General features: G+C 75.2%; 17 protein-coding genes and 1 riboswitch. Of the genes, 2 read left to right on the top strand and 15 right to left on the bottom strand.

All coding sequences use genetic code 11. The features are described from left to right. Positions 1-121 precede the first annotated feature (121 nt). Genes ACZ4MO_RS08180 through clsA form a run of 4 tightly spaced genes read right to left on the bottom strand, consistent with a single transcriptional unit; the run spans position 122 to position 3,493 of the window. A complete protein-coding gene (locus ACZ4MO_RS08180; protein ID WP_175008560.1) occupies positions 122-1,570 on the bottom strand; it encodes a DUF881 domain-containing protein in 1,449 nt (482 codons plus the stop codon). A 2-nt stretch (positions 1,571-1,572) separates the two neighbouring features. After that, positions 1,573-1,905: a small basic family protein gene (locus ACZ4MO_RS08175; RefSeq protein WP_021483549.1), complete on the bottom strand. Its 333-nt coding sequence runs from the start codon at positions 1,903-1,905 to the stop codon at positions 1,573-1,575. Then, positions 1,902-2,870, bottom strand: coding sequence for a DUF881 domain-containing protein (locus tag ACZ4MO_RS08170; RefSeq protein ID WP_255437124.1), 969 nt, complete (start codon positions 2,868-2,870; stop codon positions 1,902-1,904). The genes ACZ4MO_RS08175 and ACZ4MO_RS08170 overlap by 4 nt, the downstream gene beginning before the upstream one ends. Then, positions 2,867-3,493: a cardiolipin synthase ClsA gene (clsA, locus tag ACZ4MO_RS08165; protein ID WP_499278718.1), complete on the bottom strand. Its 627-nt coding sequence runs from the start codon at positions 3,491-3,493 to the stop codon at positions 2,867-2,869. Before clsA ends, ACZ4MO_RS08170 begins: the two co-directional genes overlap by 4 nt. A gap of 404 nt (positions 3,494-3,897) precedes the next feature. Between clsA and ACZ4MO_RS08160 the strand changes: the two genes are divergently transcribed. Next, positions 3,898-5,799: a DEAD/DEAH box helicase gene (locus ACZ4MO_RS08160; protein ID WP_175008561.1), complete on the top strand. Its 1,902-nt coding sequence runs from the start codon at positions 3,898-3,900 to the stop codon at positions 5,797-5,799. A 129-nt stretch (positions 5,800-5,928) separates the two neighbouring features. On the opposite strand, the gene ACZ4MO_RS08155 is transcribed toward ACZ4MO_RS08160, so the two are convergent. From ACZ4MO_RS08155 to rpe, 8 genes are all read right to left on the bottom strand, one after another. Then, on the bottom strand, positions 5,929-6,411 hold the full coding sequence (locus ACZ4MO_RS08155; RefSeq protein ID WP_108049695.1) for a PH domain-containing protein: 483 nt from the start codon (positions 6,409-6,411) through the stop codon (positions 5,929-5,931). Between the two features lie 46 nt (positions 6,412-6,457). Further along, positions 6,458-7,312 (bottom strand): ATP phosphoribosyltransferase, encoded by an 855-nt coding sequence (gene hisG / locus ACZ4MO_RS08150; protein WP_175008562.1) that lies wholly within the window; start codon positions 7,310-7,312, stop codon positions 6,458-6,460. 109 nt (positions 7,313-7,421) lie between these two features. Next, positions 7,422-7,685, bottom strand: coding sequence for a phosphoribosyl-ATP diphosphatase (locus tag ACZ4MO_RS08145; RefSeq protein ID WP_024839663.1), 264 nt, complete (start codon positions 7,683-7,685; stop codon positions 7,422-7,424). Positions 7,686-7,772: 87 nt separating this feature from the next. Then, a complete protein-coding gene (gene ribH / locus ACZ4MO_RS08140; protein WP_114553263.1) occupies positions 7,773-8,240 on the bottom strand; it encodes a 6,7-dimethyl-8-ribityllumazine synthase in 468 nt (155 codons plus the stop codon). After that, positions 8,237-9,658: a 3,4-dihydroxy-2-butanone-4-phosphate synthase gene (gene ribB / locus ACZ4MO_RS08135; protein WP_255437125.1), complete on the bottom strand. Its 1,422-nt coding sequence runs from the start codon at positions 9,656-9,658 to the stop codon at positions 8,237-8,239. Before ribB ends, ribH begins: the two co-directional genes overlap by 4 nt. Beyond that, positions 9,655-10,278 carry a riboflavin synthase gene (locus ACZ4MO_RS08130; RefSeq protein ID WP_175008563.1) on the bottom strand — a complete coding sequence of 208 codons (624 nt, stop codon included), beginning with the start codon at positions 10,276-10,278 and terminating at the stop codon, positions 9,655-9,657. The genes ribB and ACZ4MO_RS08130 overlap by 4 nt, the downstream gene beginning before the upstream one ends. Continuing rightward, positions 10,278-11,423 (bottom strand): bifunctional diaminohydroxyphosphoribosylaminopyrimidine deaminase/5-amino-6-(5-phosphoribosylamino)uracil reductase RibD, encoded by a 1,146-nt coding sequence (ribD, locus tag ACZ4MO_RS08125; RefSeq protein WP_255437126.1) that lies wholly within the window; start codon positions 11,421-11,423, stop codon positions 10,278-10,280. The genes ACZ4MO_RS08130 and ribD overlap by 1 nt, the downstream gene beginning before the upstream one ends. A gap of 156 nt (positions 11,424-11,579) precedes the next feature. Continuing rightward, positions 11,580-11,705: riboswitch (FMN riboswitch) on the bottom strand. Positions 11,706-11,983: 278 nt separating this feature from the next. Next, positions 11,984-12,652, bottom strand: coding sequence for a ribulose-phosphate 3-epimerase (gene rpe / locus ACZ4MO_RS08120; protein ID WP_175008564.1), 669 nt, complete (start codon positions 12,650-12,652; stop codon positions 11,984-11,986). A gap of 52 nt (positions 12,653-12,704) precedes the next feature. Between rpe and ACZ4MO_RS08115 the strand changes: the two genes are divergently transcribed. Then, positions 12,705-13,313: a GNAT family N-acetyltransferase gene (locus ACZ4MO_RS08115; RefSeq protein ID WP_499278715.1), complete on the top strand. Its 609-nt coding sequence runs from the start codon at positions 12,705-12,707 to the stop codon at positions 13,311-13,313. Positions 13,314-13,467: 154 nt separating this feature from the next. Here the strand turns inward: ACZ4MO_RS08115 and ACZ4MO_RS08110 are convergent, their stop codons facing one another. From ACZ4MO_RS08110 to ACZ4MO_RS08100, 3 genes are all read right to left on the bottom strand, one after another. Then, on the bottom strand, positions 13,468-14,754 hold the full coding sequence (locus ACZ4MO_RS08110) for a HipA domain-containing protein (RefSeq protein ID WP_175008566.1): 1,287 nt from the start codon (positions 14,752-14,754) through the stop codon (positions 13,468-13,470). Beyond that, a complete protein-coding gene (locus ACZ4MO_RS08105; protein ID WP_175008567.1) occupies positions 14,751-14,978 on the bottom strand; it encodes a helix-turn-helix domain-containing protein in 228 nt (75 codons plus the stop codon). Before ACZ4MO_RS08105 ends, ACZ4MO_RS08110 begins: the two co-directional genes overlap by 4 nt. A gap of 132 nt (positions 14,979-15,110) precedes the next feature. After that, positions 15,111-16,733 carry an RsmB/NOP family class I SAM-dependent RNA methyltransferase gene (locus ACZ4MO_RS08100; RefSeq protein WP_255437128.1) on the bottom strand — a complete coding sequence of 541 codons (1,623 nt, stop codon included), beginning with the start codon at positions 16,731-16,733 and terminating at the stop codon, positions 15,111-15,113. Positions 16,734-16,806: the final 73 nt, after the last annotated feature.

Below are 16,806 nucleotides of genomic sequence, written 5' to 3'. Positions count from 1 at the left end.
GACGCGCCCCCGTGGTGCGGGAAACTGGTGCTCGAAAACTACTACACCCGCAGGTCACGCTGTGCGTGCGACCCTCGGTCGTCCCAACCTACCCCGGGCCGTGGGCCTGCGGGAAGCCGGGTCACTCGTCGGCAGGGACGGGGGTCGCGTACCGGGGTTCGCGGGGCTCGACGGTCGCGGTGACCTCGGCCCGGTCCTGCTGGGTGACGGTGGTGCGCGCACCGTCGGCGCGCAACGACGCCATGGCACCGCCGGGGATCTCGAGCGCGGTCTCGAGCGTCGAGGGGTCGCCGATCGCGGTCCACCGGTACGGGGACGAGATCACCTGCCCGTCGACGACGACGCCGTCGGAGGTGTCCTCGAAGTAGCTGCTCGCGACGAGTCGGACGCCGTTGACCTCCATGGCCTCGGCGCCGGCGTTGCGCAGCTCCTCCAGCACGTTGAACAGCCCGAACGCCTCGAGCGGCTCGGCGCCCTCGACGACCTCGATCTCGACGCCGGGGCCTGCGGCGGGGAGCCGGCCGGAGAGGATGCCGAGCGTCTCGGCCTGCTGCTCGGCGAGCTCGAGAGCGGCGCGCTCGCGGCCGGAGCCGGACTGCAGCTCGTCGCGCGTGGCCTCGAGCGAGGACACCTGGTCCTCGAGCTCGCCGGAGCGCTGGGTGACGTCGTCGAGCAGCCGCACGAGGTCGCTCTGGCGCAGGGAGGACAGCTGGTCCTCCTGCGTCTGGCTCACCTGGACGACGAGCGCGAAGCCGAGCAGCGCGCACAGGACGCCGACCATGACCTGGGAGCGCGACGCGCGCGGGCGCATGGCCCGGCCGAGCCCGCGCAGCCCGCGCGGCTCGGGCTGGGTGGGGGTTCCGTGGCGCCCGACGGCGGCCGTCGCCCCGGTGACCGGTTCCGGTTCGGGGATGGTCGTGCTCGAGGGCTCGTCCGGACGCGCGGCGGTGGGGCGGGTGGCCGGCTCGGGCGTGCCGCCGCCGGGCGTGGTGTCGCCGGGCGTGGTGTCGGCCGGCGTGGTGTCGGTGGCGGGCGCGTCGTGGGGCTGGTCGGTGCGGTCGGCGGGTGCGGGGCGCTCCCCTGCGCCGGTGGCCCCGTCCGGGGCGCCCGGCGTCTCGTCGTGCCCGGCCGGCTCGTCGGACGAGGTCACGGGGTCGCCGGGGACCGCGGCGGGCTCGACGGGGTCGTCGTCGTGGGGCGTGGCCGACGGCGCGGCCGCGGCCGGGTGAGCCTCAGCCGGGTCGGTCGTGGCCGGGGTGGCGGGGGCCTCGCCGGTGGCGTCCGCGCGGGGCGCGACGGGCTCCGCGGGTGCGACAGGCTCGGCGTCGTGGGGGTCGTCCGCGGCGGTGTCGGCACCAGGAGCGTCAGGGGTCGCGTCATCGGGGGCGTCGGCGTGCGCGACGTCGGTGGTCGCCGGTCCGGTCGCGTCGTGGTCGGCGTCCGGCCCGGTCGTGTCGTGGGTCGGGGGCTCGGTGCCCGGCTCGGCGGGGGCGCCTGCGTCGCCGCCGGCGGGCGCGGCGGGGTGCTCGGGCCGGTCGCCGGGAGCCTGGTCGCGGGGGTCGCGGCTCATGCTCACGCCTTGAAGATGTGGCGCCGGATCGCGGCGGCGTTGGAGAAGATGCGGATGCCGAGGACCACGACGACGGCGGTCGAGAGCTGGCTGCCGACGCCGAGCTGGTCGCCGAGGAACACGATGAGGGCGGCGACGACGACGTTCGACAGGAACGACACGAGGAAGACCTTGTCGTCGAACAGGCCGTCGAGGCGGGCGCGCAGGCCGCCGAAGAGGGCGTCGAGGGCGGCGACGACGGCGATGGGGAGGTAGGGCTGCAGCGACACGGGCACGGTGGGTTGCAGGACGAGGCCTGCGACGATGCCCACCACCAGTCCGACGACTGCGATCATTCGACGATCTCCTGCCCTGTCTCGTGCGGTGCGGGTGGGGTCCCGGACCCGTCGGTCGTGCCCGGCGCGGGCCCGGTCTCCTCGGCGGGTGCGTCGGAGTCTACGGTCGTCTCGGGGGCGTGCGCGAAGAACAGCGTGGGTGCGGACCGGCCGGGCAGGTCGAGGCGGCTCTGCGTGGTCACGCCGGAACGGATGCCGTACTGGCTGCCGAGGAGCTGGAGGAAGTCGGACGTCCCGGACCGCAAGAGCGAGGTGCGCATCGCGTCGGGGTCGCCGATCGCCTCGACGCGATAGGGGCCGACGAGGGGCTGCAGGTCGACGAGCACGGCGTCGCCGGCGCTGCGGATCGCGGACAGGCCGGTGAGCCGCTGGTCGTTGATCGCGACGGCCTCGGCGCCGCCGGCCCACAGGGCGTTGACGACGCGCTGCAGGTCGGAGTCGTGCACGAGGGTGCTCGCGTCGGTGGCCCCGGAGGACAGGCCCCCGCTGGTGTCGTCGAGGGTGACGACGACGCCCTGGCCCTCGACGGCCTGCGTGCCGGTGAGCGCGCCCTCCTGCTGGAGGCCGTCGAGCACGTCGGCGCTCGCGCCGCTCAGGGCCGCGCCCTGGAGCTGCTCGATCTCGCCGGAGAGCTCCGCGCCGCGCGCCGAGAGCTCCTCGGCGGTGGCCTGGCGTTCGAGGATCTCCTGCTCCAGGGTCTCGCGCGCGGCGATGACGCCGGGCTGCGGGGCGCGCAGCTGCACGGCGGCGGCGGTCGTGACGACGCCCAGGACGACGGCGAGGGCGACGAGCGCGACGGTGCCGGTGCGCCCGCGGTGCGGGGTCTGTCCGGCGGCGCGGCGTGCGGCCGCGGCGGCGTACCCGGGGTCGAGGGGGCGGTGCATGACCTCGTTGAGGAGGGTCATGGACGCGTCGACGGGCGCGCGGCGCGCGGGGCCGTGCTGGTCCGGTCGCGTGTCGGTCACGGCGTCTCCTTCGTCGCGGGCCCGGGCCGGTCGGTGCGGGCGGCGCGGTCGTGCAGGACGAGCGCCCGGGTCTGCAGCACGTACTGCGCGCCCGCGAGCCAGTACAGGCCCACGCCCCACCAGGTGAACGCCCATCCGGTGACGGCGGCGATGTCGCCGAGCCAGCCGGGCATCTCCGCGAGCAGCAGCAGCGGGAACGCGTACAGCAGCGCGAAGGTGCCCGCCTTGCCCGCGAAGCTCACGGGCAGCGGCCCGTAGCCGTGGCGGGCGAGCAGCGGCAGGAGGCCCGCGAGGAGGAGGTCGCGCGCGACGATCGCGACGACGAGCCACACGGGCACGACGTCGCGCCACGCGAGCCCGAGGAGGGTGACGAGGATGAAGAGACGGTCGGCGGCGGGGTCGAGCATCTGCCCGAGGCGGCTCACCTGGTTCAGGCGGCGCGCCAGCACGCCGTCGAGCCAGTCCGACGCGCCGGAGACCGCGAGCACGAGCAGGGCCCACACGTCGTCGCCGCGCACGATGAGCACCGCGAACACGGGCACGAGGAGCAGCCGCAGGAGGCTGATGACGTTCGGGACGGTCAGGACGCGCGAGCTGACCTGCTGCCCTGCCGTCACACCCACCGCCCCGTGCTCACGTCGCGCCGTCGCGGCGACCTGCCGCGCGCGACCATCCTACGTACCGTGCCCGGTGACCTCGGCCCTCATTTCCGGGCGCGGCGACCGGGTGGGCCCGAAATCACCCGCTTCGCCCGGTGCCCGGGGTCGGTGGTGCGTCGGCGGTGCGGGTGCGGGTGAGGGACGTCACCGGCCTCGGGCCCGCGGCCTGCCCGCACGCTCCGGTACGATGGGTGCACCTCTGGAGTTCGTCGCTCGTCCCGCGTGTGTCCGTGAGAGTGGCCGATCCCCCCTGATCTCCCCGATCGTGGTGGTGGCCGGCCTGGTGTGTTCGGGAGTGCGACCTGCGAGAACCGACCCGGTGACCGCACGCCACTCCACACCCCGAGACGAACGGTCCTCACCCTTTCATGACTGCTGACGTCGTCGTGCCCGCGCACGCCCTCGACCACTCCACCGACACCTCCCCCGCCGTCGCGGAGCAGACCGCTCCCGCCGGCCCCGTGTTCTCCGACCTCGGCCTGCCGGCTCCCCTCGAGCGCGCCGTCGCCGACCTCGGGTTCGTCACCCCGTCCGCGATCCAGGCCGAGGCCATCCCCGCGCTCCTCTCGGGCCGCGACATCACCGGCGTCGCACAGACCGGCACCGGCAAGACCGCCGCGTTCGGCCTCCCGCTGCTCGCCGCGATCGACCCCACGCTGCGGCGCGTGCAGGCCGTCGTCCTCACCCCGACGCGCGAGCTCGCGATGCAGGTCGCCGACGCCGTCGAGTCGTTCGCCGCGCACCTGCCGAAGGTCGACGTCGTCGCCGTGTACGGCGGCTCGCCCTACCAGCCGCAGCAGCGGGCGCTCGCGGCCGGCGCGCAGGTCGTCGTCGGCACGCCCGGGCGCGTCATCGACCACATCGAGCGCGGCACCCTCGTGCTCGACGACGTGCGGTTCCTCGTGCTCGACGAGGCCGACGAGATGCTGCGCATGGGCTTCGCGGAGGACGTCGACACGATCTTCTCCCGCGCGCCGCGCGAGCGTCAGGTCGCGCTGTTCTCCGCGACGATGCCCGCCCCGATCCGTCGCGTCGCGAACGAGCACCTCACCGACCCGGTCGAGATCGCCGTCGCGCGCCAGTCCTCCACGGTGACGAGCGTGCGCCAGACGTACGCCGTCGTGCCGTTCCGCCACAAGACCGGCTCCCTCGTGCGCGTCCTGGCCACGTCCGACGCCGAGGCCGCGATCGTGTTCACCCGCACGCGCGGCGCCGCGGAGGAGGTCGGGTCCGCGCTCGTCGAGCGCGGCATCTCCGCCGCGACCATCTCCGGCGACGTCGCGCAGAAGGAGCGCGAGCGGATCGTGGAGCGCCTGCGCTCCGGTGCGCTCGACGTCCTCGTCGCGACCGACGTCGCCGCGCGCGGCCTCGACGTCGACCGCATCGGCCTCGTCGTGAACTTCGACCTGCCGGGCGAGCCCGAGGCGTACGTGCACCGCATCGGCCGCACCGGGCGCGCGGGCCGCACCGGCGAAGCCCTGAGCTTCGTCACCCCGCACGAGCGCGGGCGCCTGCGCGCGATCGAGCGCACGACCCGCACCCCGCTGCAGGAGATCGAGATCCCCTCCCCCGCGGACGTGTCCGCGCACAAGGTGCGGGCCCTGCTCGGGCAGGTCCCCGCCCGCCAGGAGGCGGGCCGCCTGTCGATGTACGCCGACATGGTGCGCACCTTCCTCGCCGAGCACGACGTCGACCCCGTCGACCTCGCCGCGGCCATGGCGGCGCTCGCGGTCGGTGACGACGGCCCTCGTGCCCGCGAGGAGCAGGAGCGGTTCGAGGCCGAGCGTGCTGCGGCGCGCGAGCAGGCGAAGACGCGTCGCACGGAGCGCACGGGTGAGCGCCCGTCGCGCGGCGACCGTGCGTCGGGCCGGCGCGAGGGCGACGGGACGCGCGGCATCCGCCGCGACGCCGTCGGGACGCGCTACCGCCTGTCGGTCGGCCACAAGGACGGCGTGATGCCCGGCGGCATCGTGGGCGCGCTGACGAACGAGGCGGGCCTGGCCGGGTCGGACGTCGGCAAGATCGACATCTTCCCGTCGTTCTCGCTGGTGGACATCACCGCACCGCTCGACGCGGTCACCATGGACCGCATCTCGCGGGCCCGGGTCGCGGGCAAGGCGCTGCGCATCCGTCTCGACGAGGGCGCGCCCGCGTCCCGCGGCCCGCGGGCCGGCCACGGGCCGTCGGGTCGTCGTGACGAGCGTCGTGACCGCTTCGACCGTGCCGACGACCGGGGCGAGCGCAAGCCGCGCCACCGCGCCGCGTTCTGACCCGCACCTGCCGGCGGTAGACCCGCCCGCGCACGACGACGGCCCCCGGATCTCCACGATCCGGGGGCCGTCGTCGTCGGTGCGGGGGTGCCCGAGGCGGGCACGGGAGCCGCGCGCCTGCGGCGGTCCTTACTCGCGGGCCTCGCCGTGCGCCTGGACCAGGGCGGCGAGGCGACGCGACTCCGCCTCGCCGCGGGCGCCGTCGGCCCGTTGGATGCCCATGACGGCGAGCGTCGACCCGTCCGCGAGGTCGAGGCGCACCCAGGCGTCGCCCGAGCCGAACCGCACCGACACGATCTGCGGCCACGCGAGGCGGCGCGTGTAGATGACGTTGCGCACCCGCAGGCCCTCGCGCGTCGGGACCGCGTGCACGCCGCCCAGGCGCCACAGCAGCCACGCCGCGAACAGCGCGAACGCCGCGATCGACAGCCGGTTCACCCACGACGTGCCGAGCGGCCCCGTCGCGGACAGCCCCACCACGACGCACCCGCCGACGACGACCACGCCCGTCGCCCACGCCGACACCAGGCCGAACCTCGGCCGGAACGTGCGGTACGGGTCGTCGTCGCGGTCGCCCGGCAGGCCGGGGTCGGGGAACGGGTCGGTGCTCATGCCGCCACCGTCTCACACCCTCCGGCGGCCCACCGGGGACCAGGGCTCAGAGGCGCGAGGCGTGGATCCGGGTCACGAGGATCGCGCGCGCCCCGACGTCGTACAGGGCGTCCATGACCTGGTTCGTGCGGTCGCGGCGCACCATCGCGCGCACCGCCGCCCAGTCCCGGTCGTGCAGCGGGGACACCGTGGGCGACTCCAGGCCCGGCGTGATCGCGACCGCACGGTCCACGAGCGACACCGGCACGTCGTAGTCCATGAGGACGTACTCGTGCGCCGTCAGCACACCCTGCAGACGACGGGACAGCACCTCCACCCCCGCCGGGACGTCCTCCTCCGCAACCTTGCGCGGCCGGATCAGCACCGCCTCCGACACCAGGATCGGGTCGCCGAACACCTCCAGGCCCGCGCCCCGCAGCGTCGTACCCGTCGACACCACGTCCGCGACGACGTCCGCCACCCCGAGCTGCACCGCCGACTCGACCGCACCGTCCAGGTGCACCACCGTCGCGTCCACCCCGTGCGCCCGCAGGTGCCCCTCCACGAGGACCTCGTACGACGTCGCGACCCGCAGCCCCTGCACCTGCTCCAACGACGTGATCGTCCCCGCCGGAGCCGCGTACCGGAACGTCGACCCCCCGAACCCGAGCTGCATGTGCTCCACCGCGTCCGCGCCCGAGTCCAGCAGCAGGTCCCGCCCCGTCACCCCGACGTCGACCGTGCCCGACCCCACGTACACCGCGATGTCGCGCGGGCGCAGGAAGAAGAACTCGGCGTCGTTGTCCGGGTCCGCCAGCACCAGCTCGCGCGGGTCACGACGCTGGCGGTACCCCGCCTCGCGCAGCATCTCGACGGCGGGCTCGGACAGGGACCCCTTGTTGGGGACGGCGATACGCAGCATGACAGGACCTTCGTTCAGGGGATCGGGCAGGAAGAGGGGAACAGCAGGGACGAGCGAGGGGCGAGCGGCGCTCGCGGCCGGGAGCGGGGACGCTCACCGGCGCGGCCGCTCACAGATGCTCGTACACGTCCTGCAGGCTCAGACCCTTCGCCAGCATGAGGACCTGCAGGTGGTAGAGGAGCTGGGAGATCTCCTCCGCCGTCTTCACGTCGCCCTCGTACTCGGCGGCCATCCACACCTCGGCGGCCTCCTCGACCACCTTCTTCCCGATCGCGTGCACGCCGGCGTCCAGCTCCGCGACCGTGCCGGAACCGGCAGGTCGCGTCGTGGCCTTCTCGGACAGCTCCGCGAACAGGGACTCGAACGTCTTCACGCGCTCCAGGGTATCCGCCACCCGGACCCGGCCGGGGCGTGTCCGCCCAGCGGGCACACCCCGACCGTTCGCGTCACAGGTCACAGGTCACAGGTCGCGCAACGCCACGACCGTCGCGACCGCCGCCTCCGCCGCCTCCGCACCCTTGTCCTCGCGCGACCCCTCCAGACCCGCCCGGTCCAGCGCCTGCTGCTCGTCGTCGCACGTCAGCACACCGAACCCCACCGGCACGCCCGTGCGCACGCTCACGTCCGTCAGACCCGACGTCGCCGCCTGGCACACGTACTCGAAGTGCGGCGTCCCCCCACGGATCACCACCCCCAGCGCCACCACCGCGTCCGCACCGTGCTCCACCGCACGCGCCGCCGCCACCGGCAGCTCGAACGACCCCGGCACCCGCACCACGCTCACGTGCGACACGTTCGCTGCCGCCAACGCCCGGCGCGCCCCCGCCAGCAACCCGTCCATCACCTCCGTGTGCCAGCTCGCCGCGACCACCGTCACCCGCAGCCCCGACCCGTCCACGCTCAACCTCGGCGCACCCGCCCCGCTCATCCCTCGTCCTCCTTCGTCTCCTCGGCACCGGACCCGTCGCCCGGCCCTCCCACGGCAGTCCCGTCCGGGACCGCCACCGTGTCCAGCAGATGACCCATCGCCACCTTCTTCGTCACCAGGTACGCCCGGTTGTGCTCCCCGTGACCCACCTCGATCCGCTCCGCACCCACCACCTCGATGCCCGACGCCACCAGACCCGTCACCTTCGCCGGGTTGTTCGTCAGCAACCGCACCCGCGACAACCCCAGGTCCGCCAGGATCGCCGCCGCCGCCCCGTACTCCCGCCGGTCCACCGGCCACCCCAGCTCCAGGTTCGCCTGCACCGTGTCCAGACCCGCGTCCTGCAGCTCGTACGCACCGATCTTCGCCAGCAACCCGATGCCGCGCCCCTCGTGCCCCCGCAGGTACACCACCGCACCGCCCTCCGCCGCGACCCGCACCATCGCGGCCTCCAGCTGCGGACCGCAGTCGCACCGCAACGACCCGAACGCGTCCCCCGTCAAGCACTCCGAGTGCACCCGCACCACCGGCACCCCCTCCGGCCCGACGGCGCTCGCGGCCTGCGCGCCCGCGTCACCACGGTCCGACGCGCGAGCCGGACCCACCGCGGGAACCAGCGCCACGTGCTCCGCCCCCGTGCGCAGGTCCCGATACCCCACCACCCGGAACCGGCCGTGCGCCGTCGGGAGCTCTGCCGAGGCGGTGCGGTGCACCCGCCGCGCCAACGCCTCTCGATCCGGCACCTCCGCGGCCACCGCAGGCGCCGGGTCGTGCACCCGCCGCCACGCCACCAGGTCCGCGATCGTGATGAGCACCAACCCGTCACGCTCCGCCAGCGCCGCCGCGTCCCCCAGACGCATCATCGTCCCGTCGTCGTGCACCAGCTCCGCGATCCCGCCGACCTCGCCCATCCCCGCCAGGCGCACCAGGTCCACCGCCGCCTCCGTGTGCCCCGCACGGTGCAGCACACCCCCCGGCACCGCCCGCAACGGCAGCACGTGCCCCGGCCGGATCAGGTCCACCGGACCCGACGCCGGGTCCGCGAGCACCCGCAACGTCCGCGCCCGGTCCTCCGCCGAGATCCCTGTCGTCACCCCCGTCGCCGCGTCCACCGTCACCGTGTACGCCGTGCGCCGCGGGTCCTGGCTGTGCGGCACCATCAACGGCAGCTCCAACGCGTCCGCCCGCGCCGCCGGCATCGGCGCGCACAGGTACCCCGACGAGTGCCGGATCGTCCACGCCACCCACTCCGCCGACACCCCCTGCGCCGCGAACACCACGTCCGCCTCGTTCTCCCGGTCCGGCGAGTCCGCCACCAGCACCGGACGCCCCGCCCGGATCGCCGCCAGCGCCTCCTCCACCGACCCCAGCCGCACGCCCTCCGGCACGGCGGCGCTCGCGGACCCCGCGCCCGTCACGACGCGCTCCCGGGGACCACGCCCGACACGAGCAGCCGCTCGACGTACTTCGCCAGCACGTCGACCTCCAGGTTCACGCGGTCCCCCGGGACCAGGCCCCCGAGGACCGTCGCCTCGAGAGTCGTCGGGATGAGGGATACGCCGAACGTGTCGTCGTCCACGTGCGTCACCGTCAACGACACCCCGCTCACCGCGATCGAACCCTTCTCCGCCACGTACCGGGTCAGACCCGCAGGGGCGGAGAACACCAGGTCGTCCCAGCGCTCCCCCGGCGCGCGGCTCACGAGCGCGCCCACACCGTCCACGTGCCCCTGCACCACGTGACCACCCAGCCGCGCGTCCGCCCGGACGGCCCGCTCCAGGTTCACCGGCGACCCCGCGACGAGGTCACCCAGCGCCGTGCGCCGCAGCGACTCCGGCATGACGTCCGCCGTGAACGACCCGTCGCCCCCGAGGCTCGTGACCGTCAGGCACACCCCGTTCACCGCGATCGAGTCGCCCAGGCCTGCGTCCGACACGGCCAGCGGCCCCTCGACCGTCAGCACCGCGTCCTCCCCCTCGCCGCCCGGGAACCCGATACCCCGGACCCTCCCGATCTCCTCCACGATCCCCGTGAACATCAACCCACCCGTCCTTCCACGCTCTTCCTGGACACCACCAGCGCGTCGTCCCCGACGCGCCTCACCTCCACCGTGCGGAACCGGTGCGCGTCGGCGATCGTCGCCACGCCCAGCCCGTCCACCGCCCGTCGACCGCTCCCCAGCAGCACCGGGGCCACGTACGCGTGCAGCTCGTCCACCGCACCCGCGGCCAGGAACGCCGTCGCCAGCGTCGGACCGCCCTCCACCAGCACGTGCCGCACCTCCCGCTCCGCGAGCCTCTCCAGCACCTCACCGACGTCCCGCGTCAGCACGTGCACCAGCTCGCCGCCCGCCGCGCGCACCCGCGCCGTCGGCGGGATCCCCCGCAGCCCGACCACCACCCGCATCGGCTGGTGCTCCGCCAGACGCACGGCGCTCACGGGGTTCTGCGCTGCGGTGCGCGAGGAGTCGTGGGTGCGGACCCGCGCGGTGAGCGCCGGGTCGTCGGCCAGGAGCGTGCCCGTGCCGACGACGATCGCGTCGACCTCCGCGCGCACGCGGTGGGCGTGCTCGCGCGCCGCGGGCCCGGTGATCCACCGGCTCGTCCCGTCCTCGGCGGCGACGTAGCCGTCGAGCGTCGTGGCCGTCTTGAGCGTCACGTACGGCGTGCCGCGCCGGACGGCCGTGAGCCACACGCGCAGGAGCTCCTCACCCTCTGCGGCGCGCAGGCCGCGCACGACGCGCACCCCTGCGGCACGCAGCCGGTGCGCGCCGCCCGTGGCGACGGGGTTCGGGTCGTCGACGGCGAGCACGACCTCCGCCACGCCCGCCGCGACGAGCGCGTCGGCGCACGGGCCGGTACGACCGGTGTGGGCGCACGGCTCGAGCGTGACGACCGCCGTCGCGCCGGTGACGTCGACGCCGCGCGCCCGTGCGTCGGCGAGTGCCGCTGCCTCCGCGTGCGGCGTCCCTGCGCCCCGGTGCCACCCCTCGGCGAGCACGGGCCGCGGGTGCGGGTCGAGCGAGCCGGGGGGCGCGCCCTCGGCCACGGGTGCGCCGGCCGGTGGGCCCAGCAGGACGCACCCGACGCGGGGGTTCGGCCCGTGCGCCGGTCCTCGGGCAGCCAGCGCGAGCGCGCGCGCCATCGCGGCGTCGATCGTCAGGGTGCGGGGGTGCTCGCCCATCGTCCTCCTCCCGGGCACGGGCGCTCCGGGGTGAGGGCGGGCGGCGGGTCGAGCCACGAAGGCCCGACGGCGTCGCTCACCACGGCGAGGCCGCCACCTCGCGACGGGTGCACCGACGGGTCGCCGGAGCACCACGCGCCGAGGCGTGGCCGCGCCGCACGTGCTTCCTCCCATCCGGACTTTCACCGTCGGTCCTGGAGTTCCACCAGGTCAACCGCGCGTGGGCGCGGGTCGCGGACTGTCACCGCCGGCTCGGAATTGCACCGACCCCGGAGCACGTTCGTGCGTACTGCGTTCTGCAACCGCCGATGCTACTCCGGTATCCCCTGCGACAGGGAGGTCGGTGGTCCGTCGAGACGTCTGCGGCCCGAGGCGAGGACGGCCTTCCCGACAGGTGAGCTCTCCCGAGCCGCGGGTCTCCCCGCGTCGACGCCCGGTCTTCGGTGCTGATTGGTGAGTCTCACGCGGTCGGTGGGTCGAGGGATCTGCGCTTGGCACACTATTTTATCGGAGACAGAGAAGGGGCTCTCGCCGCGGAGAGCCCCTTCCTCGCTCCCGGATCAGTGGGCGTGCGCCGACGCCTCCGCCAGCTCGCGCAGCGCCTGGATCTCCGCCGGCACGTTCTCCGCCCCGTACACCGCCGACCCGGCGACGAAGACGTTCGCCCCCGCGTCCGCAGCCCGCTCGATCGTCGTGCGCGACACTCCCCCGTCGACCTGGATCCACACGTCGAGGCCCGACTCGCTCACGGCCTCGCGCGCCCGCCGGATCTTGGGCAGCGTCCCCTCGATGAAGGACTGCCCGCCGAAGCCCGGCTCGACCGTCATGACGAGGATCATGTCCACCTCGGTCAGCAGGTCCAGGAAGGGCTCCACGGGCGTGGCAGGGCGCAGCGCGACCCCCGCGCGGGCTCCCAGGCGCCGGAGCTCGCGAGCGAGCCGCACAGGGGCAGCAGCGGCCTCGGCGTGGAACGTGACCGACGCCGCGCCCGCCTCCGCGTACGACGGCGCCCAGCGGTCCGGGTCCTCGATCATGAGGTGCGCGTCGATGGGGACGGGCGACACCTGCGCCAGGCGCTCGAACACCGGCAGCCCGAGCGTCAGGTTCGGCACGAAGTGGTTGTCCATGACGTCGACGTGCGCGTAGTCCGCCGTGGCGATCGCGTTCAGGTCGCGCTCGAGGTTCGCGAAGTCGGCGGACAGGATGCTCGGTGCGATGAGGGCTGCCATGCGCCCCAGCCTAGGGGCGCGGGCCGGCGCCCGGCGCTCGTACCCTCGTCGCGTGAGCGACCTCCCCTCCCCCGCCCCCGGTCCGATCCCCGCCGCGTTCCCCCTCGCGCCCGACCGACCCGTGCCCGTGCCCGCCGTGACGGTCCGCCCGGCGACGGTGCACGACCTGCCCCGCGTCGCCGAGATCGCCGCCCCGTTCGTCCGCGACACGTGCGTGACGTTCGAGGAGGAGGTCTGGGACGTCCCGGCGGGGCACCGCAAGCTCGACGACGTCGCTGCGCGCGGCCTGCCGTTCCTCGTCGCCGAGGTGGAGGGTCCGGCCGAACCGGGCTCCCCGCGCGGCACCGTCGTCGCGGGCTACGCGTACGCGTCCGCCTGGCGCCCCAAGCCCGCCTACCGGCACACCGCCGAGGACACGATCTACCTCGACCCGGCCCACGCCGGGCGCGGCGTCGGCACGGCGCTGCTCGCCGCGCTCCTGGAGGCGCTGGCCGCCGCGGGGGTCCGGCAGGTCGTCTCCGTCGTCGCCGACGTCCCCGAGGCCGCCGGGTCGCTCCCGCTGCACCGCCGCTTCGGCTTCGTGGAGGCGGGTCGCCTGACCGCCGTCGGGTTCAAGCACGGCCGCTGGGTCGACACGATCCTGCTCCAGCGCTCGCTCTGATCATGTCGACGCCGCTGCGCGACGACCGGCCCAGGTGCCCGTCGTCGCGCAGCGGCCGACCAGGCGGTCCTGGTGGGTGGAGCGGGCGGTCCTGGTGGGTGGGGGGCACGCGGACCCGCCACGACCACCTGCTCGGCGCGAGAGGAGGCCGTGCTCAGGCGACCAAGCCGCGGCGGAGGTCGGCGGTGCGCCGCTCGACCGTGCGCCAGGCGTGCCGGCTCACGCCGGGGTGGGCGTCGCGGTCGATGTCCGCGAGCGCCGCGAGGAGTCCGTCGAGGGTCTGGGCGACGACGCGCTGGGCGCGTCGGCGGGGCAGCCCCCAGGTGGCGCCCTCGGTGACGAGGTGGTCGGTGGTGAGTCGGTCCATGTCGCGTTCGCCGGCGACGTCCATGGCGAAGACGCGGGAGGCGTGGTCGTGGTGGAGGTGCATGGCGATGTCGTAGGCGGGGGCGAGGCGGACGGTGCCGTCGGCGTGGCGCAGGACGGAGATGTTCTTGGCGTGGGCGTCGGTGTTGCCGAGGGCGAGGTTGAGGGTGGTGAGGGCGAGGAGGGGGTCGGGGCGGGTGCCGTCGTCGCGCAGGGTGCGGGCGATGGCGGCGAGGGAGGGGAAGCGGCGGCCGTGCTGGAACTTGCGTTCGGGGTCGCGGGTGTTGATGCCGAGGGCCTGGGCGGCGTCCTCCTGGTGGAGGCGTGCGGTGCCGGTGGGTTCGTCGGGGTCGGGGACGCGGTCGTAGCGGGTGACGACGATGGCGCGTTCGCCGTCGAACTCGGTGACGTGGGCGTCGACGGTGGTGAGGCCGATGCGGCGGGCGAGGTCGAGGGCGGCTGCTTCGGTGTTGACGAGGTCGGCGGTGGGTGAGTCGGCGGGGCGGGCGACCTTGAGGATGTGGGTGGTGGGTGCGGAGCCGTGGGGTCGGGCCCAGCCGTGCTCGTCGTGGAGGAGGGTGATCTTGGGTTCCATGCCGGGCAGGGAGCTGGTGAGGTGCTCGCTGCGGCCTTCTCCCCCGCTGCGTGCGACGGCGGCGTGCAGGAGTCGTGCGACGGCGGCGTCGTCGAGGTGTTCGGGGGTGCCGGGTGCGGGGTGGGCGTGGCCGTCGGGGGCGAGGAGGACGGCGCCTGCGGTGTCGTGGCCGTAGTGGACGAGGAAGGCGAGGGCGTCGTCGGGGTCGATGCCGGCGTCGATGGCCATGGCGTCGCGGGTGCGGCCCTCGGGGAGGAGTCCGTCGAGCCAGGCGGCGACGCGGGCGGGGTGGGGCGGGGCTTCGTCGGGCGGGGTGATGGGCAGGAGGTGGGACAGGACCCGGGCGTCGTGCCCCCAGCGGTCGAGGGCCTCGGTGGTCCAGGTGAGGCTGACGCGGGGGGTGCCGTCGGTGGTGCGGGTGCTGGTGGGTGCGAGGGTCGCGACGGGGGTGCCGTAGAGCCAGGCGGTGACGGTGGTCATCGGCGTTCCTGGAGTCGCAGGTCGACGTCGAGGGTGTCGAGGAGCTCGAAGAGTCGTTGGACCCAGAGGTTCTCGACGCCGTTCTCGAGCTCGGAGAGGTATTGGCGGGTGATGCCGAGCTCGTCGGCGACCTGGGCCTGGGTGAGCCCGCGGGCGCGGCGGACGCGGCTGAGGTAGGCGCCGAGGTCGCGGGGGCTGCGGGGGGTGGTCCAGGTGTCGGTCATGCTCGCTCTCCTGCCGTCGGGTGCGCTGCCATGCTGCCCGCGTCAGGATTCCCTGGCACGCGGCGCTGTCAGGTTACTCCGACACCCCGGCGTTGTCGAGATATGCCGACACCTCGACCGGTGGCGCGGCGCTCATGCCGTGCGGCGGAGCAGCGTCAGATGCATGGCGTCGGTGCCGTGGACGTGCGGCCAGAGCTGGACGTCCTGACGATCCCCGAGCTCGACGTCGTCGCGCACCTCGGGGCGCACGACGTCGCGCACGACGGCCGGGGCGTCGAGGACCTCGACGTCGTCGCGGCGGCGCAGCACGTCGGCGACGACGACCTGGGTCTCGGCGAGGTGGGGCGAGCACGTGACGTACCCGACCACTCCCCCGGGCCGGACGGCGTCGAGCGCGGAGTCGAGGAGCTCGCGCTGGAGCCCGGTGAGGGTCGCGAGGTCCGCCGGGGTGCGGCGCCACCGGGACTCGGGCCGGCGCCGCAGGGCACCGAGGCCCGTGCAGGGGGCGTCGAGGAGAACGCGGTCGTACGCGCCCGGCTCGTCCTGCCCGACGGCGCGCCCGTCGCCCGTGCGCACGGCCTCCACGGCGTCGGCGGGGACGGCGGCGAGCGCCTTCTCCACGAGGCGCGCCCGGTGCGGCTGGACCTCGTTGGCGACGAGGCGTGCCCCACGCTCGGCCGCGAGCGCCGCGAGGAGCGCGGCCTTGCCGCCGGGGCCGGCGCACAGGTCGAGCCAGCGCGCGTCGTCGCCGACGGAGCCGGGCTGCGGTCCGGTGAGCGGTGCGGCGGCGAGCGCGAGCGCGACGAGCTGGCTGCCCTCGTCCTGGACGCCGGCGCGGCCGTCGCGCACGGCGCCGAACGCGGCGGGGTCGCCGCCGTCGAGGGTCAGCGCGGTGGGTGCCCAGCGGGCGGGGGTGACGCGGTCGTCGCCGTCGGAGAGCTCGTGGGGGTCGGCGAGGCCGGGGCGGGCGACGAGCGTGACGCGGGGGGCGTCGTTGTCGGCGGCGAGGAGGGCGTCGAGCTCGTCCACGGGGCGCCCGTTGCCGGCGAGGGCGTCACGCAGGGCGCGGGCGATCCACACGGGGTGGCTCTGGGTGGCCGCGAGCGCCGCGAGGGGGTCGGGGGCGTCGTCGGCGAGGGTGGTGAGCCAGTCGTCGAGGGGGGTGCGGGCGACGCGGCGCAGGACGGCGTTGACGAGCTGGGCGCTGCCGGCGCCGGTGCGTTCGCGGGCGAGGCCGACGGTCTCGGAGACGGCGGCGTGCTGCGGGACGCGCATGGCGAGGAGCTGGTGGGTGCCGAGGCGCAGGACGTCGAGCACGGGCGGGTCGAGGCGGCCGAGGGGGCGGTCGAGGCAGTGCGCGAGGATCGCGTCGTAGCGGCCGCGCAGGCGCAGGGTGCCGTAGGCGAGCTCGGTGGCGAAGCCGGCGTCACGTCCGCGGATGCCGCGCTCGCGCAGCAGGGGTGGCAGGACGAGGTTGGCGTAGGCGTCGGAACCGTCGACCTGGCGCAGGACGTCGTACGCGACGCCCCGTGCGGGGTCGGTGCCCTTGCGGCGCTGGGAGGGTGCCGCAGAGCTGCGGTGGGCCTCCCCGCGGGAGCGGGCGGCGCCGCGCTGGCGGCCGCGGGCGTCACGGCGGGCGTCGTCCCCGCCGCCGGACGCGGCCCCCGCCCCTGCCTCAGGGCGCGCCTTCGAACGCGCGTTCGAGCGCTCGCCGCCCCGTGGCTCGGCACCGTTCGAACGCGTGTTCGACGCCACGTCGTCCCGACGTTCCGGACGCCCGCTCCCGTTCGAACGTGCGTTCGATCCGCGCGGGGACCGATCGCGGCGC

The organism is Sphaerisporangium cinnabarinum (assembly GCF_055567015.1).
This window is presented reverse-complemented; position numbering and strand designations above follow the sequence as displayed.